Source organism: Bacillus sp. DHT2, from assembly GCF_026241455.1.
Taxonomy (GTDB): Bacteria; Bacillota; Bacilli; order Bacillales; family Bacillaceae_G; genus Bacillus_A; species Bacillus_A pseudomycoides.
Genome location: NZ_JAPHWH010000001.1, coordinates 292,085 through 310,260, shown reverse-complemented (window position 1 = coordinate 310,260; position 18,176 = coordinate 292,085). Strand labels below are relative to the sequence as shown.

Below are 18,176 nucleotides of genomic sequence, written 5' to 3'. Positions count from 1 at the left end.
CTTACATATTAGGAAAATAGTGATGTATTCGCATATAACGCCGGAGAACCACCTGAATGTACAAATAGAATGTTATCTTCTTTCTTAAATGTACCTTTTCGAATTAGGTCGATCAGTCCAGCTACTGCTTTCCCTGTATATACTGGATCCAGTAAAACCCCTTCTGTTTTTGCTAAAAGCTGAACAGCTTCTACCATTTCAGGTGTTGGTAAAGCGTATCCTGGTCCAACGTATTCATCAAAACATGTCACGGCCTCACGCGGAATACTGTTTAGAATACCAACATGCGCTGAAGTTTCTTGCACAAGCTTACATACCTTTTCTTCTTGTTCAGCTTTCCCGCGGCTCACATTCATTCCAATTACCGGAATCCCTGTTTGTCTTCCATAAAATCCAGTGATCAAACCAGCATGCATGCCCCCGCTGCCACTTACACAAACAACCGTATTGAAATCTATCCCTTGCTCAAACGATTGAGCCATAATTTCCTCTGCACATGCAATATATCCCATTGCACCGGTAGGATTGGATCCTCCAACTGGAATGACGTATGGTGTATGCCCTTTTTCAGTTACTTCTTTGGCCACTTTTTGCATCTCATCCATAAGGTCAGTTCCGTTTGGCACAACGATTACATTTTCAGCACCTAATAAATGATATAAGAAGTAATTCCCATTAAAGTCTGGTTTTTCTTCTGGTTCAAGTCCTTCTTCTAATACAAGAATGCATTTCATCTTCTCTTTTACCGCAGCCGCTAATGTTAATCGGCAATGATTGGACTGAATACCGCCAGCAGTAATTAACGTATCTGCACCTTTCGCCTGTGCATCCGCCACAAGGAATTCTAATTTTCTTGTTTTATTTCCACCAGCTGTTAAACCAAGTAAATCATCTCGTTTAAAATAAATAGAAGGTCCTCCTAGGACTTCAGAAAAGTGATTTAATTTTTCAATTGGCGTATATGATTCTGTATATTTTTTTCTAGGGAATTTTGCTAAATTCATACTAACTCTCCTTATTTACTCTTTATCTAAAATTAAAATAGTAATTCAAATATCCATCAAGCATTATCTGTTCACTAATCATAACTCTTACACTTTTATTAGAAAAGTCTTCAGTAACCAAACAACCCTAATGGATTTTTAGCCTGAATTATTTTCAGGAAACATTTCTCAGTATACTTGATTCATTGTAGTAAAGCGACTCTAATGATTTAAAAAACATGATTTCCCCTAACATTTCACTTACTTTTTTATAAACGCACAAAAAAGAGCTTTATCATAACATAAAAGCCCTTTTTATATAGAAGATATACATTATTACTTTCATACTACTTTTCTAAACTATTTATTAGCTGAAAAATGAACAATCCGTGTTAAACCTGGATGTAAATTCCTTTCTCCTTTATGGCGCACATATACCGTTTGATCCCCTTCAAATTTTGGAGGATTCCCCGCATTATATGTATGACATTCGTTTGTTCCTTCTATAGAGAATTCCATGTACTCTATTGCACCGACAAGAATATTCTTTTTATCATCAGCTATTACATCGAGTTCCATTTGCGTCATTTTCCCATCATGAATAGATTGCTTTATCACGCTGCAGACAGCGTTCGCAAAATAAAATTGTGCCCAGAGAGCAGCATTTAAAATCCACGATATAACATGTCGGTAAGTTATATCCCTTAATAGGGGACTTAAGGTTTGATGAAGGGAAACTCGAAATAGGTTTCCTTGCTTTATCTTTGTTAACCTGTTAATAAAGTACTTTTTCTTTTTATCACTAATTTATACACTATAAAGACGCAAATTCCAAAGATAAGAGTTGAACAGGCTGGTAAAATCTTATCATTTGGCACGTATACGCTCCAAAAAGAATTCATAAGTGCATGGAAAACTAGACACATAAAAATACTTTTAGTTGCATTATAAATTGTAGTATATATGAAGGATACGGCAATTATCGTGATTATAAAGTATATAAAATTTATTTGAGACTGGTTAGTGCCTGGAATGAACCATAACGGCAGGTGCCAAACAGCCCATATTATGCTCACAATCATGGTGCTTAAAAATGAAGAAAACCTTTTTTGAAGTGCAGGTTGCAAGAATCCCCTCCATCCGATTTCCTCAACTCCACCACCAATAATCATCATTGGAAAATTAAATAATGCAACGTATAATGGCTTTTGCATCGTTGCCCCACCAAATAGCGTTGGCAGATAACAGCTAATAAAAGCTAGAACAATGAGCAGAATATACCATGCAAAATGATGTTTAGCGTTAACAATGTTTTTGATAAAAACTCTAAACTCCTCTTTTGATCCATATTTTTTCTTTAAACTAATTGCACTAATTGCTGGCATGATACCTCCGAAAACAAACAATATCATTGCTAATGGAGTACCGAATGTGGTAATGTCCCATTTTATCAAGCTAATTAATAGTCCCCAGAGTATCCATGTAAATATGAACGTGCATATTAAGTATCGTTTCATATCATTATTCATATACCTATCCCTCTTTGTCGCGATTAGATTTTAAAATGAATATAGCTTGGTACATAAAAAGATTCATATGTATGATAAACGTTTATTCCTACTGTATTTTATAACTTCTGAATATGCGTATCCTTAAAATCCGTTTGATATTTAAGACCATATCCGAACAGACGATCCATTCCAATATGAGCTGTCCAAATTAAGCCGATCATAAGAGTCACATCTGATTTTAGAAATAAACCGATCAAAATCAGTAATATTGATACTATGTAAGTATGAAACAGGTTATAAATCTGCGCACCAATACGATTATTAATAAGATATGCTAGCATTGAAACATCAGGTACTAAAAGCAACAAGAAGAATATTAACCAGCTAAACTCATTTAATGCATATATATAAATGGTCGCTATTAAGACAATAAGCCCTTCCATATGTATGATTTTTTTCTCCATATTTTATCCTCCTCCCTTATAAATGACGGAATAATAAGACTATTATAACATTTAATTCCAAAACCAGTCTAAACGAATTATCATGTACAAAAAAGCACAGGAATCCACCCTGCGCTTTTTCTTATACTACCTATACTAACTTTCCGTCACGTAATGTTAAGATACGATCACATACATCCAGCATTCTTTCGTCATGTGTAATCATAATCGCTGCTTTTTGACTTTCTTTTACTTCTCGTTTCATCATTTCGACAACTTCGCGCCCACGTTTTGAATCAAGGCTTGCTGTTGGTTCATCCGCTAATATTAAATCCGGATTATTCATGAAAGCACGAGCAATTGCAACCCTTTGTTTTTCTCCGCCAGATAATTGATTTGGATAATGATTTTTTCTTTGAGATAATCCAAATGCAGCTAACAAATGATCCACACGCTTTTCGGATTCTTTTCGGTCTTCTTTCTTTAATTTTGCAATGTAGAGTAATTGTTCTTTTACATTTAAATAGGGAACAAGATTTGCAAACTGAAAAATGAACCCGATTTTTCTTAAACGAATATCTGTCATTTCCTTTTCTGATAAACGCGTAATATTTTGTTCACGAATGTAAATGTTTCCTTTTGATGGTGATAATAACGCACCAGCAATTGATAACAAAGTACTTTTCCCTGATCCAGAGGGACCAACAATACCGATAAACTCTCCCGCCTTCACATCAAGTGAAATTGGATGTAGAGCAGTTACTTCGGTATTTCCTTCTCCGTACACTTTACTTACTTCCTCTAATTTTAATAATGAAGTCATTACATGCCACCTCCAATTGCTTCTAGTGCATCAACTTTTAACACTTGATATAAGGAAATAAGTGTTCCTAGAATACTAATGACAATAAAGATTCCTGCATATTGGCCAATCATTGTCGTTGTTAATAAAAATGGCATGCTTTCTGGCAAAATCTTTTGCAATCCTTCTACTAATACAATACTTATCCCCATTGCAACAACAGATAAGAATAATGCTTGCACAACTAAAGTATTTGCTAAATACGAATTTTTCGTTCCAATTGCTTTTAATACACCTAATTGCTGCGTTTTTTGTAATGTAATGACATAGAAGAACACACCGATTAATAAAGCAGCAATCACAAGCAAGAACGCAATAATCATTGTTAATGTTCCTTGTTCTTCTTTATACCCTGGAATACTTTGAAGAACTTCTTTTTTCTCAATCACATGTGCATTTTTCACTTCTTTATCAGTACGAAGTGCAATTGCGCTATAATCCTTTTGATTTGGCTGCGCAATTTGTCCCCATACATCTTGATTCACATAAACAACAGGTGTGTGACTAAACATTTGATCTTTCGTAAAGCCAACGATTTTGAATTCCTTTTTCGAAACTGGATCAATAATTGTATCGCCAATATCTATGCCTTTTTCTTTAATCGATTCGTCAGCAACCAGTTCATCTTGTGCTGTTCCTAATGCATTCCCTTTCACAATCTTTGGTTCCAAGAACGTGTCACGTTCACTTGCAAAAATTGCAATATCAACCTTTTTTGAACTATCCTTCTTTTCATACGTAGAAACCTTCACATGAAATGGCACAGCATCTTTTGCATCTACTTGCCCTACTACATCATCCACATCTTCTTTCTTTATTTGTGAACGGAGTAATTTATTTTCTGCATCATCTGCTAATACAAATTTTGTTGCATCCATATTTTGAATTGATGATGCATTATCATACGATAAACCATTTGCTAATCCAGAAATCACAAGAACTAAAAATGATAATAAAATCATGATGAGCCCGATTAATCCATATCTTAATTTTGATTGTTTTAATTCACGCAGAGCTAAAAACATTTCGCTCGCTCCTTCCTATTTCTTTCTATGTACTCATCTTAAAAAAGAAATATGAACGGAATATGAACAAAAGATTACAATCAAAAAATTACCATTGAATGAAATGTATTGGATTCAAGCCCATAGTTTCATTAACGATTTCTATAATGAGGTTGAATATATCCTAATTGTATTCCTTTTGTTACAGCTTCTAATGAAGATGAAACATCCAATTTATCAAACATATGTTGAATATGGTTTGAAATTGTGCGTTCACTAGCATATAACATAGTAGCAATTTCTTTACGCTTATATCCACCACATAGTAACTGTAAAATTTGTTTCTCACTATCGGTTAATTCTTCAACATAGTCCATAGACATTGGAAAATAACAAATACCTTCGTTAATTTTAATTAAAATTTCCAACAACTTATCTGGCATAATATTTTTATTAATAAAGCCACTTACACCAATTTTTTGAGCTTCATATCGATAAACAGGCAAATCATAGCCTGTTAATATAGCTATTTTCGTGCCACATTTACTATCTAAAATAGTTTTTGCTATTTCTAAACCATCTTCGCTACTAATATTGCTTAAATTTATATCTACTAAAATAATATCTGGCTTAAACTCATTAATGATTGTGATAACATTTTCAACATTTTGTAATGAATAGAATTCATCTATCTCAGGATAATCTTCTAAAGCTATCTCCAAACTTTTTGAAAACAAAGCATGGTCATCTATTAATAAAATATTGATAGGAATCATCTCCTTTCATAGGAATAAAAATATCAATACATAAACCAGAAGGATTACATTCTGAAATTGTCATGTTACCGTTTAACAAAAACAGTTGTTCTTTAATCGAATTCAACCCTCTATGTTCATTAGGAATATGCTTCTCATTTCCCATACCTATCCCATTATCTTTTACTATAAGCTCTATTTTGTTATTTTCTTGTACCAAACTCAAAACTAACTTAGAACATTTAGAATGTTTGAACGCATTTGTTACTAATTCTTTTAAAATTCGATATATAACAAGATTATAAGGTTCAACTAAGAATAAATTATCATTACAATTAAAAGATATATCAATATTTTTCATTCCGTATTTTTGCTGGATCATCTCAAGCAGATTACTATAATTCTTTTTTAATGTGAGTGTCTTTAATAACGTTGGGTGGTATTCTTGCATTTGTACACGTATAGACTGGTTTAAGTCATCTAGCGTTTTTACTATCATTTCATGAATTTCTTCTTTATTAGATTTATTCATCATATTTTTAACTGCTAATATATCTTGTAATATTTCATCATGCAGATAATCAGAAAATTCACTTTTCAACTTCTCCTCTTTAGCTATCTGTAAAAGATTTTGAACGTAAGAGCTTTCTGGCAAGGGTTTAGGTTCTTCTGCATCCACATTTAAGATCGTATCTTTTATGTCTTGAAATAATAGTGTGAAATAAAGAAGAACAAACCAAAAAATCGTATGTATAATGATAAAATAGGTAATCATACTAAATTTAAACAACAGCCCAAGCAAACTAATAAAAACAATAAAGCATAAAAACATGAATATCATTTTACCTTCCTTTAAAAGTAAATATTGCTTCATAAATGTATGGCTTTTAAAAGCAATCGCATGAATACTAAATAAGGGTAGCAGGATCACGATATACCACCCTAAATTACTTAAATATTCAGGGCTTCCTGCAAACAACATAGCATATACAATAAAGAGAGCGATAAGAATAGCAACAGATTTAAATAACTGCTTTTTTTCGCTTTTGAAGATAAATTTAATTCGTTCTCGATTTTTCAAAAATAGAAAAATAATACAAATAAAACTAAAAATCCATTGACATGAAAATAGAGCGGCAAATATTTTATCGTTTATCAATTTCGCAACCAATGTTAATACACATGTAATCTTTAAAATCCAGTCTGTCTCTTTTTTATAAGCATAAATAGAATCTTGGAAAAAGAACAAAAGCAAAAATTGTACTGTCTTATATAGAATTACTACACTAAGTAGTATACTTAGTGTATAAGAAATTTGACTCCCGTTAAGCGTAAGTAAAAATTGCCATGAAGCAAAAAATAGCAATTTGGAGAATTTTGATAGCGTGTTATTTTCTTTTATGTTTACAAAACTAATATATGCCCCATATATGACCATTATTGTTATAAACGTTAGTGGAAGTAACTTTGCTGTTCCTGCAATCTTACCTTGCAAAAATTCATAGCATAAAAAAATAATCATACAAAGTTGATTCATTAAAATAAAGATTTGTTTTTGCTCATAGTATTTTTTCATAGACTCACTTACCTTTACTAGATTACATACAGATAAAGCTGATGTTTGTTTATTATCATCAGCTTTATCTGTAAATTTTTACTTTTTATCGTTAAATATAATTTTATAGCATGCTCTTTTTGTTAACAAATAATAAATGATATAAACCACAGTAAAAATAATTAATGCAAAAAGAATAGGTAATATAAAGGCACTACCTTTTCCTAATAAATCGTCCATTAAAGCAGTTTTGTATGCCACCAGTGCAAAAATACTATGCGCTGCCCCTAATATATAAGGGATGCTAAATAACGTAAAGATTTCTTTTCTTATTATCCTTTTTATCTTTTTCTTGTTATATCCCATTCTTTGTAAAATTGTAAATTCATTTTCATTTGACATTATACTCGAAAGATTATGGAAATAGAGTATGCTACCTGTTGCAATAAAAAAGATGATAGTGACAAAGCTAATGAGCAGGAATGTTGAGCTATTCTGCTGGATAATGTAATCATTTTTTTGATAACTACTTGTAAAATAGATATTATCTTTAAATAGTGGAGCTAAGTTTTCATAAACTTCTTTGTTATCTCTCATATCTGTTCCGTTAATGCTCATCATAGTCTTTTCTGGAAGCCCTAATGCTTTTATTTCTTTGTAAAGTTTGTCAGAAATAATAAGGGTTCCTACACTATTCGCAAATCCAATTGGGTTAAGTAATGTAGTCTCTTTCACTTTCACATCCACACTCTTTATAGATGTTAAGTTCAAAGTATATGTATTCTCTTTATCTAACTTTTCTTTTTCAGGCCTATATTTCACTAAAATACTTTCATGTTTAGCTAAATTCTCAAATTCTACCTTTTTCCCTTGAAAATTTATTAGATCCCTGTAATCCGACTCAGAGATTAGATCAAATCCATGTTCTTTCTTCATACTATATTCTTTAGGCAAATTTTCAGAAGAGGATGTTCCTTGAATAATAGTCGTTTCTTTGTATTTCATGTTTTCTTTTCCGACAGTATCTTGCACAGCTTTAATTGCTTTATTAGCCGATTCTTTATCTTCCAACGGGAACTCAATAGCTGACGGTACGATACGTTCTGTAGCAGCAATTGGATAGTAAAGCGTTAGTATAGTAGCGCCAAATATAGCCAAAGTTCCTGCAGCTAATAAAGTTAACAAAATTAAAGTCTTTGCCTTCGAACGGATTTTAAATATAAAGTTTGGAATGATAATAATATTCGATTCCTTATAAAACCATTTTTTCTTTTTCTTCAATTTTTGAATAACAAAAGGTAAAAAGGAGTGAATAAAGAAGATTGTCCCTAATACCACACTTAACATTGTTAAAAGTGCGATTGGTGAAAACCCTATCGTTTTCCACAATGATTCGGTTCCTCTTATAATATCAATAGCTAAGAAATAGCCTACCAAAATCAAGAATAGTCCTAATAGGGATAAAGCTGTACTAACTTTCATCTGCTTTTCTTCCTTTTTCTCCATACGTACCAAAGTAAGTAAGGAACTTTTTCGAAGGATTATCCAGTTTGATAAGAATAAGACAGTCAAAACAGCAAATATAAAAATAAAAGTGAATAGTACCGAATCAAGATTAATTAATGGCACTTCAGAAGTATTAATGTTTAATTTTAGTACTTTGACTACCACCTCAATAATTCCTTTATGAGCAACAGCACCCAGCACGATACCTACAATTAGAGCAGTAAAAGAAATTATAATATTTTCAAAGGTTAATAATTTTACCATGGTTGACTTTCGATACCCCAAGAGCGAATAAATTCCCAGTTCTTTCATTCTTTTTTTCATAAAGAAAGTATTGGAGTATGACATATAGAATAGTACAAATGCCATAACGAAGATTGCCACCGTTCTCGACATTGTTTCTACTCTACCATCAGACGAAATCTTTTCCATGATAATATCGTTCATGGAAAAAGAAATAAAGGCGAAAAACACCATCAAAACAAAAGCCACTGAAACGAAATAGAACGAATAGAAGGAAAAGTTATTCTTCAGATTCTTTGTTGCTATTGTTAATAATCCCACAGTCATGCCTTCCTTTCACACTCTTAGTTATATCGATTTTCATCAATTTTTGAGATTTCCTTTAATATCTCTTCAAAAAATTCTTTTCTACCCTTTTCGTTTCTTTTTAATTCTTTCAAAATATTCCCATCCTTGAATATTAAGATTCTACTTGAAAAACTTGCTGCATAAGCGTCATGGGTTACCATCAAAATTGTTGTATGAAGATCCTCATTAGCCTCTCTTAACTTTTGAAGCAGCTCTGTTGCAGAGTTTGAATCTAACGCGCCGGTTGGTTCATCTGCAAATAATATACTTGGCTGTTTCGCAATGGCTCTTGCTGCCGCAACCCTCTGCTTTTGTCCTCCAGAAAGTTGACTAGGGTACTTTGATAATTGTTCGAATATGCCAAAACGCTTTGCTAAACTTTCTATAGTCGATTCGATTTCGTTTGGAGATTTGTTTAACAGAGTAAGTGGCACAGCAATATTTTCCTGCACCGTTAAACTATCAAGTAAAAAATACTCTTGAAAAATAAAGCCTAAATGATCCTTCCTAAAATCCGCAGTTTTGTTATCATTAAGTGTTTTAATATTGACACCATTTATCAAAACATCTCCATCTGTCGGTGTATCAATAGTTGATAGTATATTTAATAAAGTTGTCTTTCCAGATCCTGAAGCACCCATAATACCAATAAATTCACCTGATTCAATATCAAAAGATACTTTATTCAGTCCAGGCAATTGATTCTTATTGTAAATTTTTGTAACATTTTTTGCAGATAATAATGTATTCATCCTATTTGCTCCTTTCAATTTGTTGATATATTAATTTTATTCTTCAATATATAAAGAAGCATGAGTAAAAAACGCAATCTTCTACTTACATTACAAATTCACTTTATTTGCCCTCCCGTTTAGCTGTCCCCTAGATAATGAACACTTTTAAAAAGTTGCCTATGCCTTCATGAAAAGATTAGTAAAACATTTTGGAGAACCAACTGTTCTCACTACAGACAAAACGCCGGCATTACTTTGCGCATTTAACAAATTAAGAAAACAAGGATTTTATCAAACTACAATCCATTGTACAATCAAGCATTTAAACAATCTTATTGAACAGGATCATAGGCATGTAAAGAGACGTTTTGCTAAATCCGCAGGATTTCAAAATCTTCGTCATGCTTCACGTACGATAAAAGGTATTGAAACCATTCATGCTCTATATAAACAAAGGCGAAGTCTTCAAAGAGACTCCGCCTTTTCAACGTACAATGAACTTCAACAATTACTAGCTACTTCTTAAACATTGCTCCTCATTTACCAACCTGTTTATGCTTTTTTCAAACTTCGCAACAGAACCATTCGTTTGGTTTTTTGACAATATCCAAACGTTATTATAAAATGTTTATATATGTGTAAACGAAATAAATTTATGTTTATTTATATTCATAAGAGATAGGAAATGTTAATAACAATAAAGAAATGGGTATACCACCAACAAAGAGCTGCAAAAAGAATGGAACCAGTACGGAAAAGATGCTTTCATGATTGACATACTAGAAAAATAGAAAAGAAGAATTATTAGCTCTTGAAGAAAAGTTACAACCATATGGAGAACGGGGTTATAACCAAAAATAGTCTTAAAAAGGGGAGAAAATTATGGAACAAAGAAAGTATCCAGTAACACCTCAAGATCGAATGAATTATATATTAGGTCTTTATTCGGCAAATCAACAAATTAATGCAGTTCTTTATTTTCCTGTAGGTATATCAAAGAACATACTTGAACAATCAGTAAGGATAACGTTACAATTGCAGCCGGTTTTGAACAGCCGTTTTGTAGAAAGTGATATTCCTTACTGGGAGGAACATTCATCTGGTACTAACTCACCTATTTGTCTTTTTGCAGAAGGAAATGATCAAGAACTTGAAATGATGGCAATAGATTTTATTAAGGAATCTGGAGATCGTATTCAGGGGCCTATGGTTCAAACAAAATTATTACGAGGCACTACAACAAATATGTTAGTGGTGAAATTATCCCATCTATGTTCAGATGGTGCAGGAGTCAAGGAATATATTAATTTGTTGGGAGCAATTTATACTCAACTTTACCTGGGAAAATCTAAGGATCAAATTATAAAGGAATTTGGTGAGGGGAATGAGAGTTTTCGTGATCAATCACCTGTTTTCAAATATGCTGGAATACCAGACGTAAAAAGTGCCTATCGTCCTAACCAAGAACAACAGGCATCGTTATGGTCTTTTCCATCTCAACCGAACAAAAATATATACCCAAAAATGTCGGTACGGCGGTTGAGCCATGAGCAAACTCTACGTCTAATCCAATGGACAAAAGCACAACAGGCTACCTTGAATGATGCAATCATGACTGCATACTTCCGAGCTTTATCACGTTTCACTGTGTATGCAGAACCTCGCACCGCAGAAAAAATGATCGGTTTAACAATTGATTTACGCCGATATCTTCCTAATCATACAACTGGTGCTATTTGCAACTTATCCGGTATGGAAATGCCAGTGATTAAAATGGAAGATGATGAATCATTTAATCAGACTCTAGCTCGAGTCAAACAATCAATGGATAAAATAAAATCTCAAAATCCAGGTCTTTCTTCAGCAGCAGGAATGGAGCTACTGGCAGGTATAAAGCTATCTGCGGTGAAAGAAATATATAAGCAGCAATACGAACAGGCTTTACAGATGGGGATGGCATTACCGTTACTTACAAATTTCGGGGTGATAGCAGATGAACCTATTAAGTTTGGTGAAGTTCAAGCTGAGGACGGGTATATGACATCACCTATTATGTATGCACCATTCTTTACAATGGGGGCAAGCTCTTATAATGGAAGACTTACATTTACGATTGGTTATCATACGCCGGATACATCAAAAGAAAAAGTAGACCAATTTTTAGAAAGTGTGGTTAATCAACTATCATAATTGTAATAATCATTACGTAATAGGGGTATCACCCCACACCCAACAAGCTAAGCTTATATAAGTTTAATTTTACGTGAGATTTTTCTTTTTTCTAAAAGAGAGTTTTGGCTTAAAGAAGATAAATTTTTAATGGATTATTGCCATGAATATATTGATAAAGTTCATCAATATATTTGTAGAAAGGAGGAACTAAAATGAAGAGAGATGATAATAAGATTGGTCACTTTACATCTGAAAAAGGAAAGGAAGACTTTCAAATTGCCTACGATGAATCAATGGCACTTCTTCCAAAGCCTAACGATACGAAAGATATAAAAACTAAATATGGCACAATTCGTGCTTATTACTTTACTAAAGAGGAAAACAAACATAAGGAACCAATACTCTTACTCCCTGGACGTGGTGCATCTACTCCAATGTGGGTACCCAATTTAGAAGGGCTAAGGGAGAAAAGGCCTGTTTACACGATAGATTTACTCGGTGAACCTGGAATGAGTGTGCAAACGAAGGTGATTGAAAACCAAAAACAACAAGCAGAATGGTTAAATGAAGTAATTGAAGGATTAGGTTTAGAAAAAGTGCATATCGTGGGTGTCTCCATTGGCGGTTGGACAACAATGAATTTGGCCAGATATAATCCAGAGCATATTGCTACGGCTAGTTTATTGGACCCAGTCTTTGTATTTGCGCAAATGCCCATAAAGATGATTCTAGCATCTATTCCAGCTTCCGTCCCTATTGTACCTAAGTTTATAAGAGAAAAGATGTTAAGCTATGTATCTGGAGGAGCAGAAACAAATGACGATGAGCCTATTGCTAAATCAATCGAGTCGGGTATGCGTAACTATAAACTTAAAACACCAGCGCCTGATCTATTTAGTAAAGAAGACTTAAAAAATATCAACGTTCCAGTGCTTGCATTAATGGCTGAAAAAAGTACAATGCACAATTCAGTAAAAGCAGTTGAAACTGGGAAAAAATATGTTGAAGATATCGATATAGTTAACTGGAAAAATGCATCTCACGCAATCAATGGTGAGTTCTCTAACGAAGTTAATGCCAGGATCCTTGATTTTGTAGAAAAACATTCTAATGACAACTAAGTTGAAAGTGGAAAATATGTTGTAATAACAACTTTACATTATCACTTTCATTTTTCATAATCGGTATAAAAAAGGGACAGATTGATTTACGGAATCAGTCTGCCCAAAATCAAAAAGAGTTCATCCACCAAGTGTTTGGGCTTATAGCATAAAATACGATTTCACTAGGAATCTACTATTATCCGCGTTCTTCTTCATATATTTGCACCAGAACCGAAAATGACGTACCCATTTCCAAATGGCTACTTCCAACAATCTACCTCAAATGATTTACATATTTTCTTTTAACATTTTTATCATTTTATCTTATAAAAAAAGACTGATTTAAAGATTTCCTCTTCAAATCAGTCCTTCTCATCATTTCGGTAATTCAATTCGAAATGTCGTACCTTCTCCTCTTATACTCTCCACTGAAATTTCTCCATGGTGCAGTTCAACAATTTTTTGCACAATGGATAAGCCTAAGCCACTTCCTTCCACATTACGAGCCCTCGCTGTATCCACCTTATAAAACCGATCAAAAATCCGCTCTACTTCTTCTTGCTCCATACCAATCCCGCTATCTGAAATTGAAATCACTACACTCGCTTCTAATTCTTCTACAGCAAATCCAATCGTTCCACCACGATCTGTAAACTTAATACTATTTGTAAAGATATTTGTCCAAACTTGATGAAGTAAATTTTCATCGCCTCTTACATTTATGCTAGGTACGTCAAATTCAACCGCTATGTCTTTTTCACGCCATTTCCATTCCAACATAAAAATGACATCTTTCATTTGTTTGTGCACATCAAATTCTTTTATTTGAAGAACCTTTTCCTCTTTATCTAAAGAAGCAAGTGTAAGTAACTGCTTACATAAACTAGACATCCGCTTACTTTCACCCTCAATAATTTGTAAATAACGTTTTCTTTCATCTTCTGTCATCTTTTCTGACTGTAGAGTTTTAGAAAAACCTTGAATCGAGGAAAGTGGAGATTGAAATTCATGAGACACGTTAGAAACGAACTCTTGTCTCATTTGATCTAACTCTTTTATACTTTTTGTCATTTTTTTAAAACTCGTAGATAATGTCCCAATCTCATCTTTTCGCCCTTCTTCTAATTCAATATCATATTCACCATTCGCAATTTTTTGCGTCGCTTTTGTAAATATGCGAATCGGACGAACGATATACCGCGCTGCGATTGCAATAAAAACGATACTTAATACAACAATAAATCCAAGCAATACCGCTAAGAAAATCCTCATTTCGCCGAATTGTTGCTGAATATCAGGACGAATAAATAAGGCATATTGCTTATCACCATGTTTCAGCGGAACCCCTACGCTATTAATTAATTCATTATCAAAAAAGCCTGTTATAAATAGACGAGTTGGATAGGTAGAAACACCATTGTATGTTTTCCCTTGTAAGACTTTGTCAATGGTAGCATCACTAATCTTTATAGTCCGAAAAGCATTTCCAATTCGTTTCCCCTGTTTTTGATCATCTACTACATAAATCTCATAACCTAATTTCGCAATAGAATGTAAATACTCATCCTTATTTTCCTCAGTCTGTTTTTCATATAAATGTTTTACTTCCTCAGCGTAACGTAAAATCTTTTCACTATTATACGGTTTTAATTTCACTTGATAATAAACATTGGTTAATAAAAAACCAATGATGCTACTAAGAAGCATAATCCCAATCGTAATCAATGCAAATCTAGAATAAAGTGACTTCATCTTATTTCAGCTCCAACTTATAACCAAGTCCACGTACCGTTTTAATTTGAAAATCATCTGTTCGTTTTGAAAAACGATCTCGAAGACGTTTAATATGAACATCGACTGTCCGTTCATCTCCTTCAAAGTCCATCCCCCAAACAAGTTCAATCAACTCTTCTCTTGAAAACGTTCTTCCAGGATACCCTGCAAGTTGTGATAACAATTCAAATTCCTTTAAAGGAAGTAAAATCGTTTGGTCATTACATTTTACCTCAAAGCTTTTTCTATCAATCGTTGTTCCGTGAAGCGTGATAACGTCCGCACTCAGCATTTGATAACGACGAAGTAAAGCTTTCATACGGAAAATAACTTCCGCTGGTTCGAATGGCTTTACAATATAATCATCTGTTCCTGAAATAAATCCTTTTTCTTTATCCACCAATTGATCTTTAGCAGTTAATAAAATAACAGGTATATCATGATACTTTCTAATTTCTTCGCACAAAGTATATCCGTCAATAAATGGCATCATGATATCGACAACGGCCAGGTGAATATTTTCTTTTTCTAATATGGATTGCGCTACCTTTCCATCCTCAGCTTCAAAAACTTTATAGCCTTCCTTTTGTAAGTGGTAATGTAATAATTCTCTAATATGCCCGTCATCATCCGCTAATAAAATATGTATCATATTCGTTAAATCCTTCCTTGTTTATCCTTCTACACTATTACATTAAGAAACAATTGTGTTTTTTGCAAGAAAAAGCCCGCATTTAAAATTAAATATATACAAATATTAACAAATATTACAAATGAAAGCCTGCATCTTCGATTACTAAGTAATTTTCGATACAGGCTTTTTTATTTAACCTTAGCTCTCCGTTCGTTAAGCTGTAAAACCCGAAAATCCGCTTGTTTGTAGGCGCTAAAAAGACCGAGCAAGACGGAATCCAAGGTCGTCAATGTAAAATGTCGGATGGCTACGACGACGACACGAAGCCCCACACCCCCTGGCCTCTTCAGCCCAGCTACCTCCTCGGAAAATTCGGTAGGATCCGTACACTTGTTCATCATATAAATCAAAGCACCACTCCCAAACATTCCCTAACATATCATATAGACCCCATGCATTCGGTTCCTTTCTTCCTACTTCATGGATTTTGCCCCCTGAATTTTCATTGTACCAGGCAATCTTATCAAGCTCTCCATATCTATAACCAGTAGTCCCGGCTTTACATGCATATTGCCACTCTGCTTCTGAAGGAAGTCGATAACCGTCAGATTCCCAATTACAAATAATGTTTTCACCATCATTACTTATAGAATAACACTCTTTCAGTCCAGCTTTCTGTGAAAGTAGATTACAAAAAGAAATTGCATCATTCCAAGAAATATTCACAAATGGTTTTAGATCTCCGTCAAAAGAATTGGATGACTTATTTGTAATAGCATAGTATAGATCCATAGTTACAGGATACCTTGCAAGAAGAAACGGTCTTATTTCAACTTTCCATTTGCTTTTTATTCTATCGTCTCTTAATTCTATTTCTCCCCCTGGAATTTTCACCATCTGATTGTCAATGTAACTCATTATTTCATTTGACACTCCCATTTCCTCCTAACAATCTTAATGCCGTAAATTTCATTACATCTAGAACCATTAGATCAATACAAAAATCATGTTGTTTTTGTAGATAACTACCTGTTATCCATTCATACAGCACAGGTACTACACCATAGAAGATGAAAATGGATAGAATGTGTTCATACTATTTTATGGTTGGAAGAGGAATTTCAATCAACTACGGTACTTTAGAACCTATCCCTTAGTTGAAGAAAGAATAGTGTATAGCGTATTTTCATAAGTCGTCAATTATTACTATGTATCTTTAATTTGTACTTATAGTTTAAAAAAGATAGTAGGGATATTTAATCCTTACTATCTTTACTCCTAATCTTATGTCTTTTTGTTTAATTTAAAGAATGTATGAAAAGCCCACTACGAAGCTTCGGTTCAAACCAAGTGGACTTTGGTGGCATAACTTCCCCCGCATCAGCAATTGCTAATAAATCTTCCATTGATGTAGGATATAAAGCAAACGCTACTTTATAATCACCACGATTTACAAGGCGCTCTAGCTCCTCTAAACCTCGAATACCACCAACAAAATCAATGCGGCTATCTGCACGTGGATCGTGAATTTGTAATACTTGACTCAATAAGTGATCTTGTAAAATAGAAACATCTAAACGTTTTACAACATCATAGGCATCAAATGTTTCTTCTTTCACAGTGAGTTTATACCACCACTGATCCAAATACATACCAAATGATTTTGGTTCAGTTGGTTTATATGGAGATACATAAGCTCTTTCTACATAAAAATAGTGTGAAATTTGCTGTAAAAATTGGTCCTGTGATAAACCATTTAAATCTTTCACAACACGATTATAATCCCAAATTGATAATTCATCATGAGGGAATAAAACAGATAAAAAGAAATTAAATTCTTCTTCTCCTGTATAGTTCGGATATTGTTCCCTACGCATTAACCCAACTTTCACAGCAGATGCTGATCGATGATGTCCATCTGCAATATATAAGGAAGGAATCTCTTCGAATGATTCTACTAATGCAGAAATCGCATCAATTTCTGCGATTTTCCATATTACATGCTCCACACCGTCATCTGCAGTAAATTGATAAATTGGCGTGTGATTTTTTTGCCACGTTGCAATTAACTTTGTTACGTCTTCTTTCGCACGATATGTTGAAAAAATTGGACCTGTATTCGCATTACATATATCAACATGACGAATGCGATCTTGTTCTTTTTCATGACGGGTCCGCTCATGCTTTTTAATTGTATTATCAGTATACTCATCAATTGATGTACAAACGACAAGTCCAGACTGCATTCTCCCTTGCATTGTTAATTGATAAATATAAAGACATGGCTCTTCATCTTGAATCAATACTTCTTCTTGCATTAAACGTTGTAGATTTTCACTTGCCTTTTCATATACACTGTTATCATATGGTGAAACAGCCGGATCTAAGTCTATTTCAGCTTTATCAATATGCAAAAAGGAATATGGGTTTCCCTTTACAACTTCTCTTGCTTCTTCACTATTTAACACATCATACGGCAGTGCTGCAACTTGTGCAGCTTTATCAGATACTGGACGAATTGCCCTGAATGGTCGAATTGTCACCAAATCT

At 33.5% G+C, this 18,176-nt stretch carries 15 protein-coding genes and 3 pseudogenes; 4 read left to right on the top strand and 14 right to left on the bottom strand.

What is annotated here, in order from left to right; genetic code table 11:
* Nucleotides 1–8: 8 nt before the first annotated feature.
* The 10 genes and pseudogenes from cuyA to ORL93_RS01745 form a co-directional block, all read right to left on the bottom strand.
* Nucleotides 9–1,004: a D-cysteate sulfo-lyase gene (gene cuyA, locus ORL93_RS01790; protein WP_003207601.1), complete on the bottom strand. Its 996-nt coding sequence runs from the start codon at nt 1,002–1,004 to the stop codon at nt 9–11.
* Nucleotides 1,005–1,343: 339 nt separating this feature from the next.
* Nucleotides 1,344–1,595: pseudogene (locus tag ORL93_RS01785) on the bottom strand (DUF4073 domain-containing protein); the annotation flags it as partial.
* Nucleotides 1,596–1,750: 155 nt separating this feature from the next.
* On the bottom strand, nt 1,751–2,512 hold the full coding sequence (locus tag ORL93_RS01780) for a CPBP family intramembrane glutamic endopeptidase (RefSeq protein WP_265958518.1): 762 nt from the start codon (nt 2,510–2,512) through the stop codon (nt 1,751–1,753).
* A 98-nt stretch (nt 2,513–2,610) separates the two neighbouring features.
* Nucleotides 2,611–2,958, bottom strand: a complete 348-nt coding sequence (locus ORL93_RS01775; protein ID WP_003198457.1) for a DUF4260 domain-containing protein — start codon at nt 2,956–2,958, stop codon at nt 2,611–2,613.
* A 130-nt stretch (nt 2,959–3,088) separates the two neighbouring features.
* The gene (locus ORL93_RS01770; protein WP_003198455.1) at nt 3,089–3,760 is read right to left on the bottom strand and encodes an ABC transporter ATP-binding protein; all 672 of its coding nucleotides are present in this window, start codon (nt 3,758–3,760) and stop codon (nt 3,089–3,091) included.
* Nucleotides 3,760–4,824: an ABC transporter permease gene (locus ORL93_RS01765; protein WP_265958517.1), complete on the bottom strand. Its 1,065-nt coding sequence runs from the start codon at nt 4,822–4,824 to the stop codon at nt 3,760–3,762. The genes ORL93_RS01770 and ORL93_RS01765 overlap by 1 nt, the downstream gene beginning before the upstream one ends.
* Nucleotides 4,825–4,955: 131 nt before the next feature.
* Complete coding sequence (locus tag ORL93_RS01760; protein ID WP_265958515.1) at nt 4,956–5,579, bottom strand: response regulator transcription factor; 624 nt, start codon at nt 5,577–5,579, stop codon at nt 4,956–4,958.
* A complete protein-coding gene (locus ORL93_RS01755; RefSeq protein WP_265958514.1) occupies nt 5,548–7,134 on the bottom strand; it encodes an ATP-binding protein in 1,587 nt (528 codons plus the stop codon). The genes ORL93_RS01760 and ORL93_RS01755 overlap by 32 nt, the downstream gene beginning before the upstream one ends.
* A 78-nt stretch (nt 7,135–7,212) precedes the next feature.
* The gene (locus ORL93_RS01750; RefSeq protein WP_265958513.1) at nt 7,213–9,183 is read right to left on the bottom strand and encodes an FtsX-like permease family protein; all 1,971 of its coding nucleotides are present in this window, start codon (nt 9,181–9,183) and stop codon (nt 7,213–7,215) included.
* 23 nt (nt 9,184–9,206) lie between these two features.
* The gene (locus ORL93_RS01745; protein ID WP_097794528.1) at nt 9,207–9,962 is read right to left on the bottom strand and encodes an ABC transporter ATP-binding protein; all 756 of its coding nucleotides are present in this window, start codon (nt 9,960–9,962) and stop codon (nt 9,207–9,209) included.
* A gap of 151 nt (nt 9,963–10,113) precedes the next feature.
* Here ORL93_RS01745 and ORL93_RS01740 point away from each other — a divergent pair.
* From ORL93_RS01740 to ORL93_RS01720, 4 genes and pseudogenes are all read left to right on the top strand, one after another.
* Nucleotides 10,114–10,470: pseudogene (locus ORL93_RS01740) on the top strand (DDE-type integrase/transposase/recombinase); the annotation flags it as partial.
* Between the two features lie 356 nt (nt 10,471–10,826).
* Entirely contained in the window at nt 10,827–12,134 is a 1,308-nt protein-coding gene (locus tag ORL93_RS01730) for a condensation domain-containing protein (protein ID WP_098125494.1), read from the top strand.
* Nucleotides 12,135–12,328: 194 nt separating this feature from the next.
* Nucleotides 12,329–13,237: an alpha/beta fold hydrolase gene (locus ORL93_RS01725; RefSeq protein WP_265958512.1), complete on the top strand. Its 909-nt coding sequence runs from the start codon at nt 12,329–12,331 to the stop codon at nt 13,235–13,237.
* Nucleotides 13,238–13,302: 65 nt separating this feature from the next.
* Nucleotides 13,303–13,389 (top strand): annotated as a pseudogene (locus ORL93_RS01720) (IS6 family transposase); the annotation flags it as partial.
* Between the two features lie 205 nt (nt 13,390–13,594).
* Here the strand turns inward: ORL93_RS01720 and ORL93_RS01715 are convergent.
* The 4 genes from ORL93_RS01715 to ORL93_RS01700 all read right to left on the bottom strand — a co-directional run bounded on the left by ORL93_RS01715 (nt 13,595) and on the right by ORL93_RS01700 (nt 18,172).
* Nucleotides 13,595–14,971, bottom strand: coding sequence for a sensor histidine kinase (locus ORL93_RS01715; protein ID WP_265958511.1), 1,377 nt, complete (start codon nt 14,969–14,971; stop codon nt 13,595–13,597).
* A gap of 1 nt (nt 14,972) precedes the next feature.
* Entirely contained in the window at nt 14,973–15,644 is a 672-nt protein-coding gene (locus ORL93_RS01710; RefSeq protein WP_003198595.1) for a response regulator transcription factor, read from the bottom strand.
* A gap of 234 nt (nt 15,645–15,878) precedes the next feature.
* Nucleotides 15,879–16,565, bottom strand: coding sequence for a formylglycine-generating enzyme family protein (locus tag ORL93_RS01705; protein WP_003198593.1), 687 nt, complete (start codon nt 16,563–16,565; stop codon nt 15,879–15,881).
* A 359-nt stretch (nt 16,566–16,924) separates the two neighbouring features.
* Nucleotides 16,925–18,172, bottom strand: coding sequence for a DUF1015 domain-containing protein (locus tag ORL93_RS01700; protein WP_265958510.1), 1,248 nt, complete (start codon nt 18,170–18,172; stop codon nt 16,925–16,927).
* Between the last annotated feature and the right edge of the window lie 4 nt (nt 18,173–18,176).

Coding starts and splice junctions, on each gene's coding strand:
- cuyA (WP_003207601.1), bottom strand. CDS start 1,004: ATGAATTTAGCAAAATTCCCTAGAAAAAAATATACAGAATCATATACG.
- ORL93_RS01780 (WP_265958518.1), bottom strand. CDS start 2,512: ATGAATAATGATATGAAACGATACTTAATATGCACGTTCATATTTACA.
- ORL93_RS01775 (WP_003198457.1), bottom strand. CDS start 2,958: ATGGAGAAAAAAATCATACATATGGAAGGGCTTATTGTCTTAATAGCG.
- ORL93_RS01770 (WP_003198455.1), bottom strand. CDS start 3,760: ATGACTTCATTATTAAAATTAGAGGAAGTAAGTAAAGTGTACGGAGAA.
- ORL93_RS01765 (WP_265958517.1), bottom strand. CDS start 4,824: ATGTTTTTAGCTCTGCGTGAATTAAAACAATCAAAATTAAGATATGGA.
- ORL93_RS01760 (WP_265958515.1), bottom strand. CDS start 5,579: ATGATTCCTATCAATATTTTATTAATAGATGACCATGCTTTGTTTTCA.
- ORL93_RS01755 (WP_265958514.1), bottom strand. CDS start 7,134: ATGAAAAAATACTATGAGCAAAAACAAATCTTTATTTTAATGAATCAA.
- ORL93_RS01745 (WP_097794528.1), bottom strand. CDS start 9,962: ATGAATACATTATTATCTGCAAAAAATGTTACAAAAATTTACAATAAG.
- ORL93_RS01730 (WP_098125494.1), top strand. CDS start 10,827: ATGGAACAAAGAAAGTATCCAGTAACACCTCAAGATCGAATGAATTAT.
- ORL93_RS01725 (WP_265958512.1), top strand. CDS start 12,329: ATGAAGAGAGATGATAATAAGATTGGTCACTTTACATCTGAAAAAGGA.
- ORL93_RS01715 (WP_265958511.1), bottom strand. CDS start 14,971: ATGAAGTCACTTTATTCTAGATTTGCATTGATTACGATTGGGATTATG.
- ORL93_RS01710 (WP_003198595.1), bottom strand. CDS start 15,644: ATGATACATATTTTATTAGCGGATGATGACGGGCATATTAGAGAATTA.
- ORL93_RS01705 (WP_003198593.1), bottom strand. CDS start 16,565: ATGGGAGTGTCAAATGAAATAATGAGTTACATTGACAATCAGATGGTG.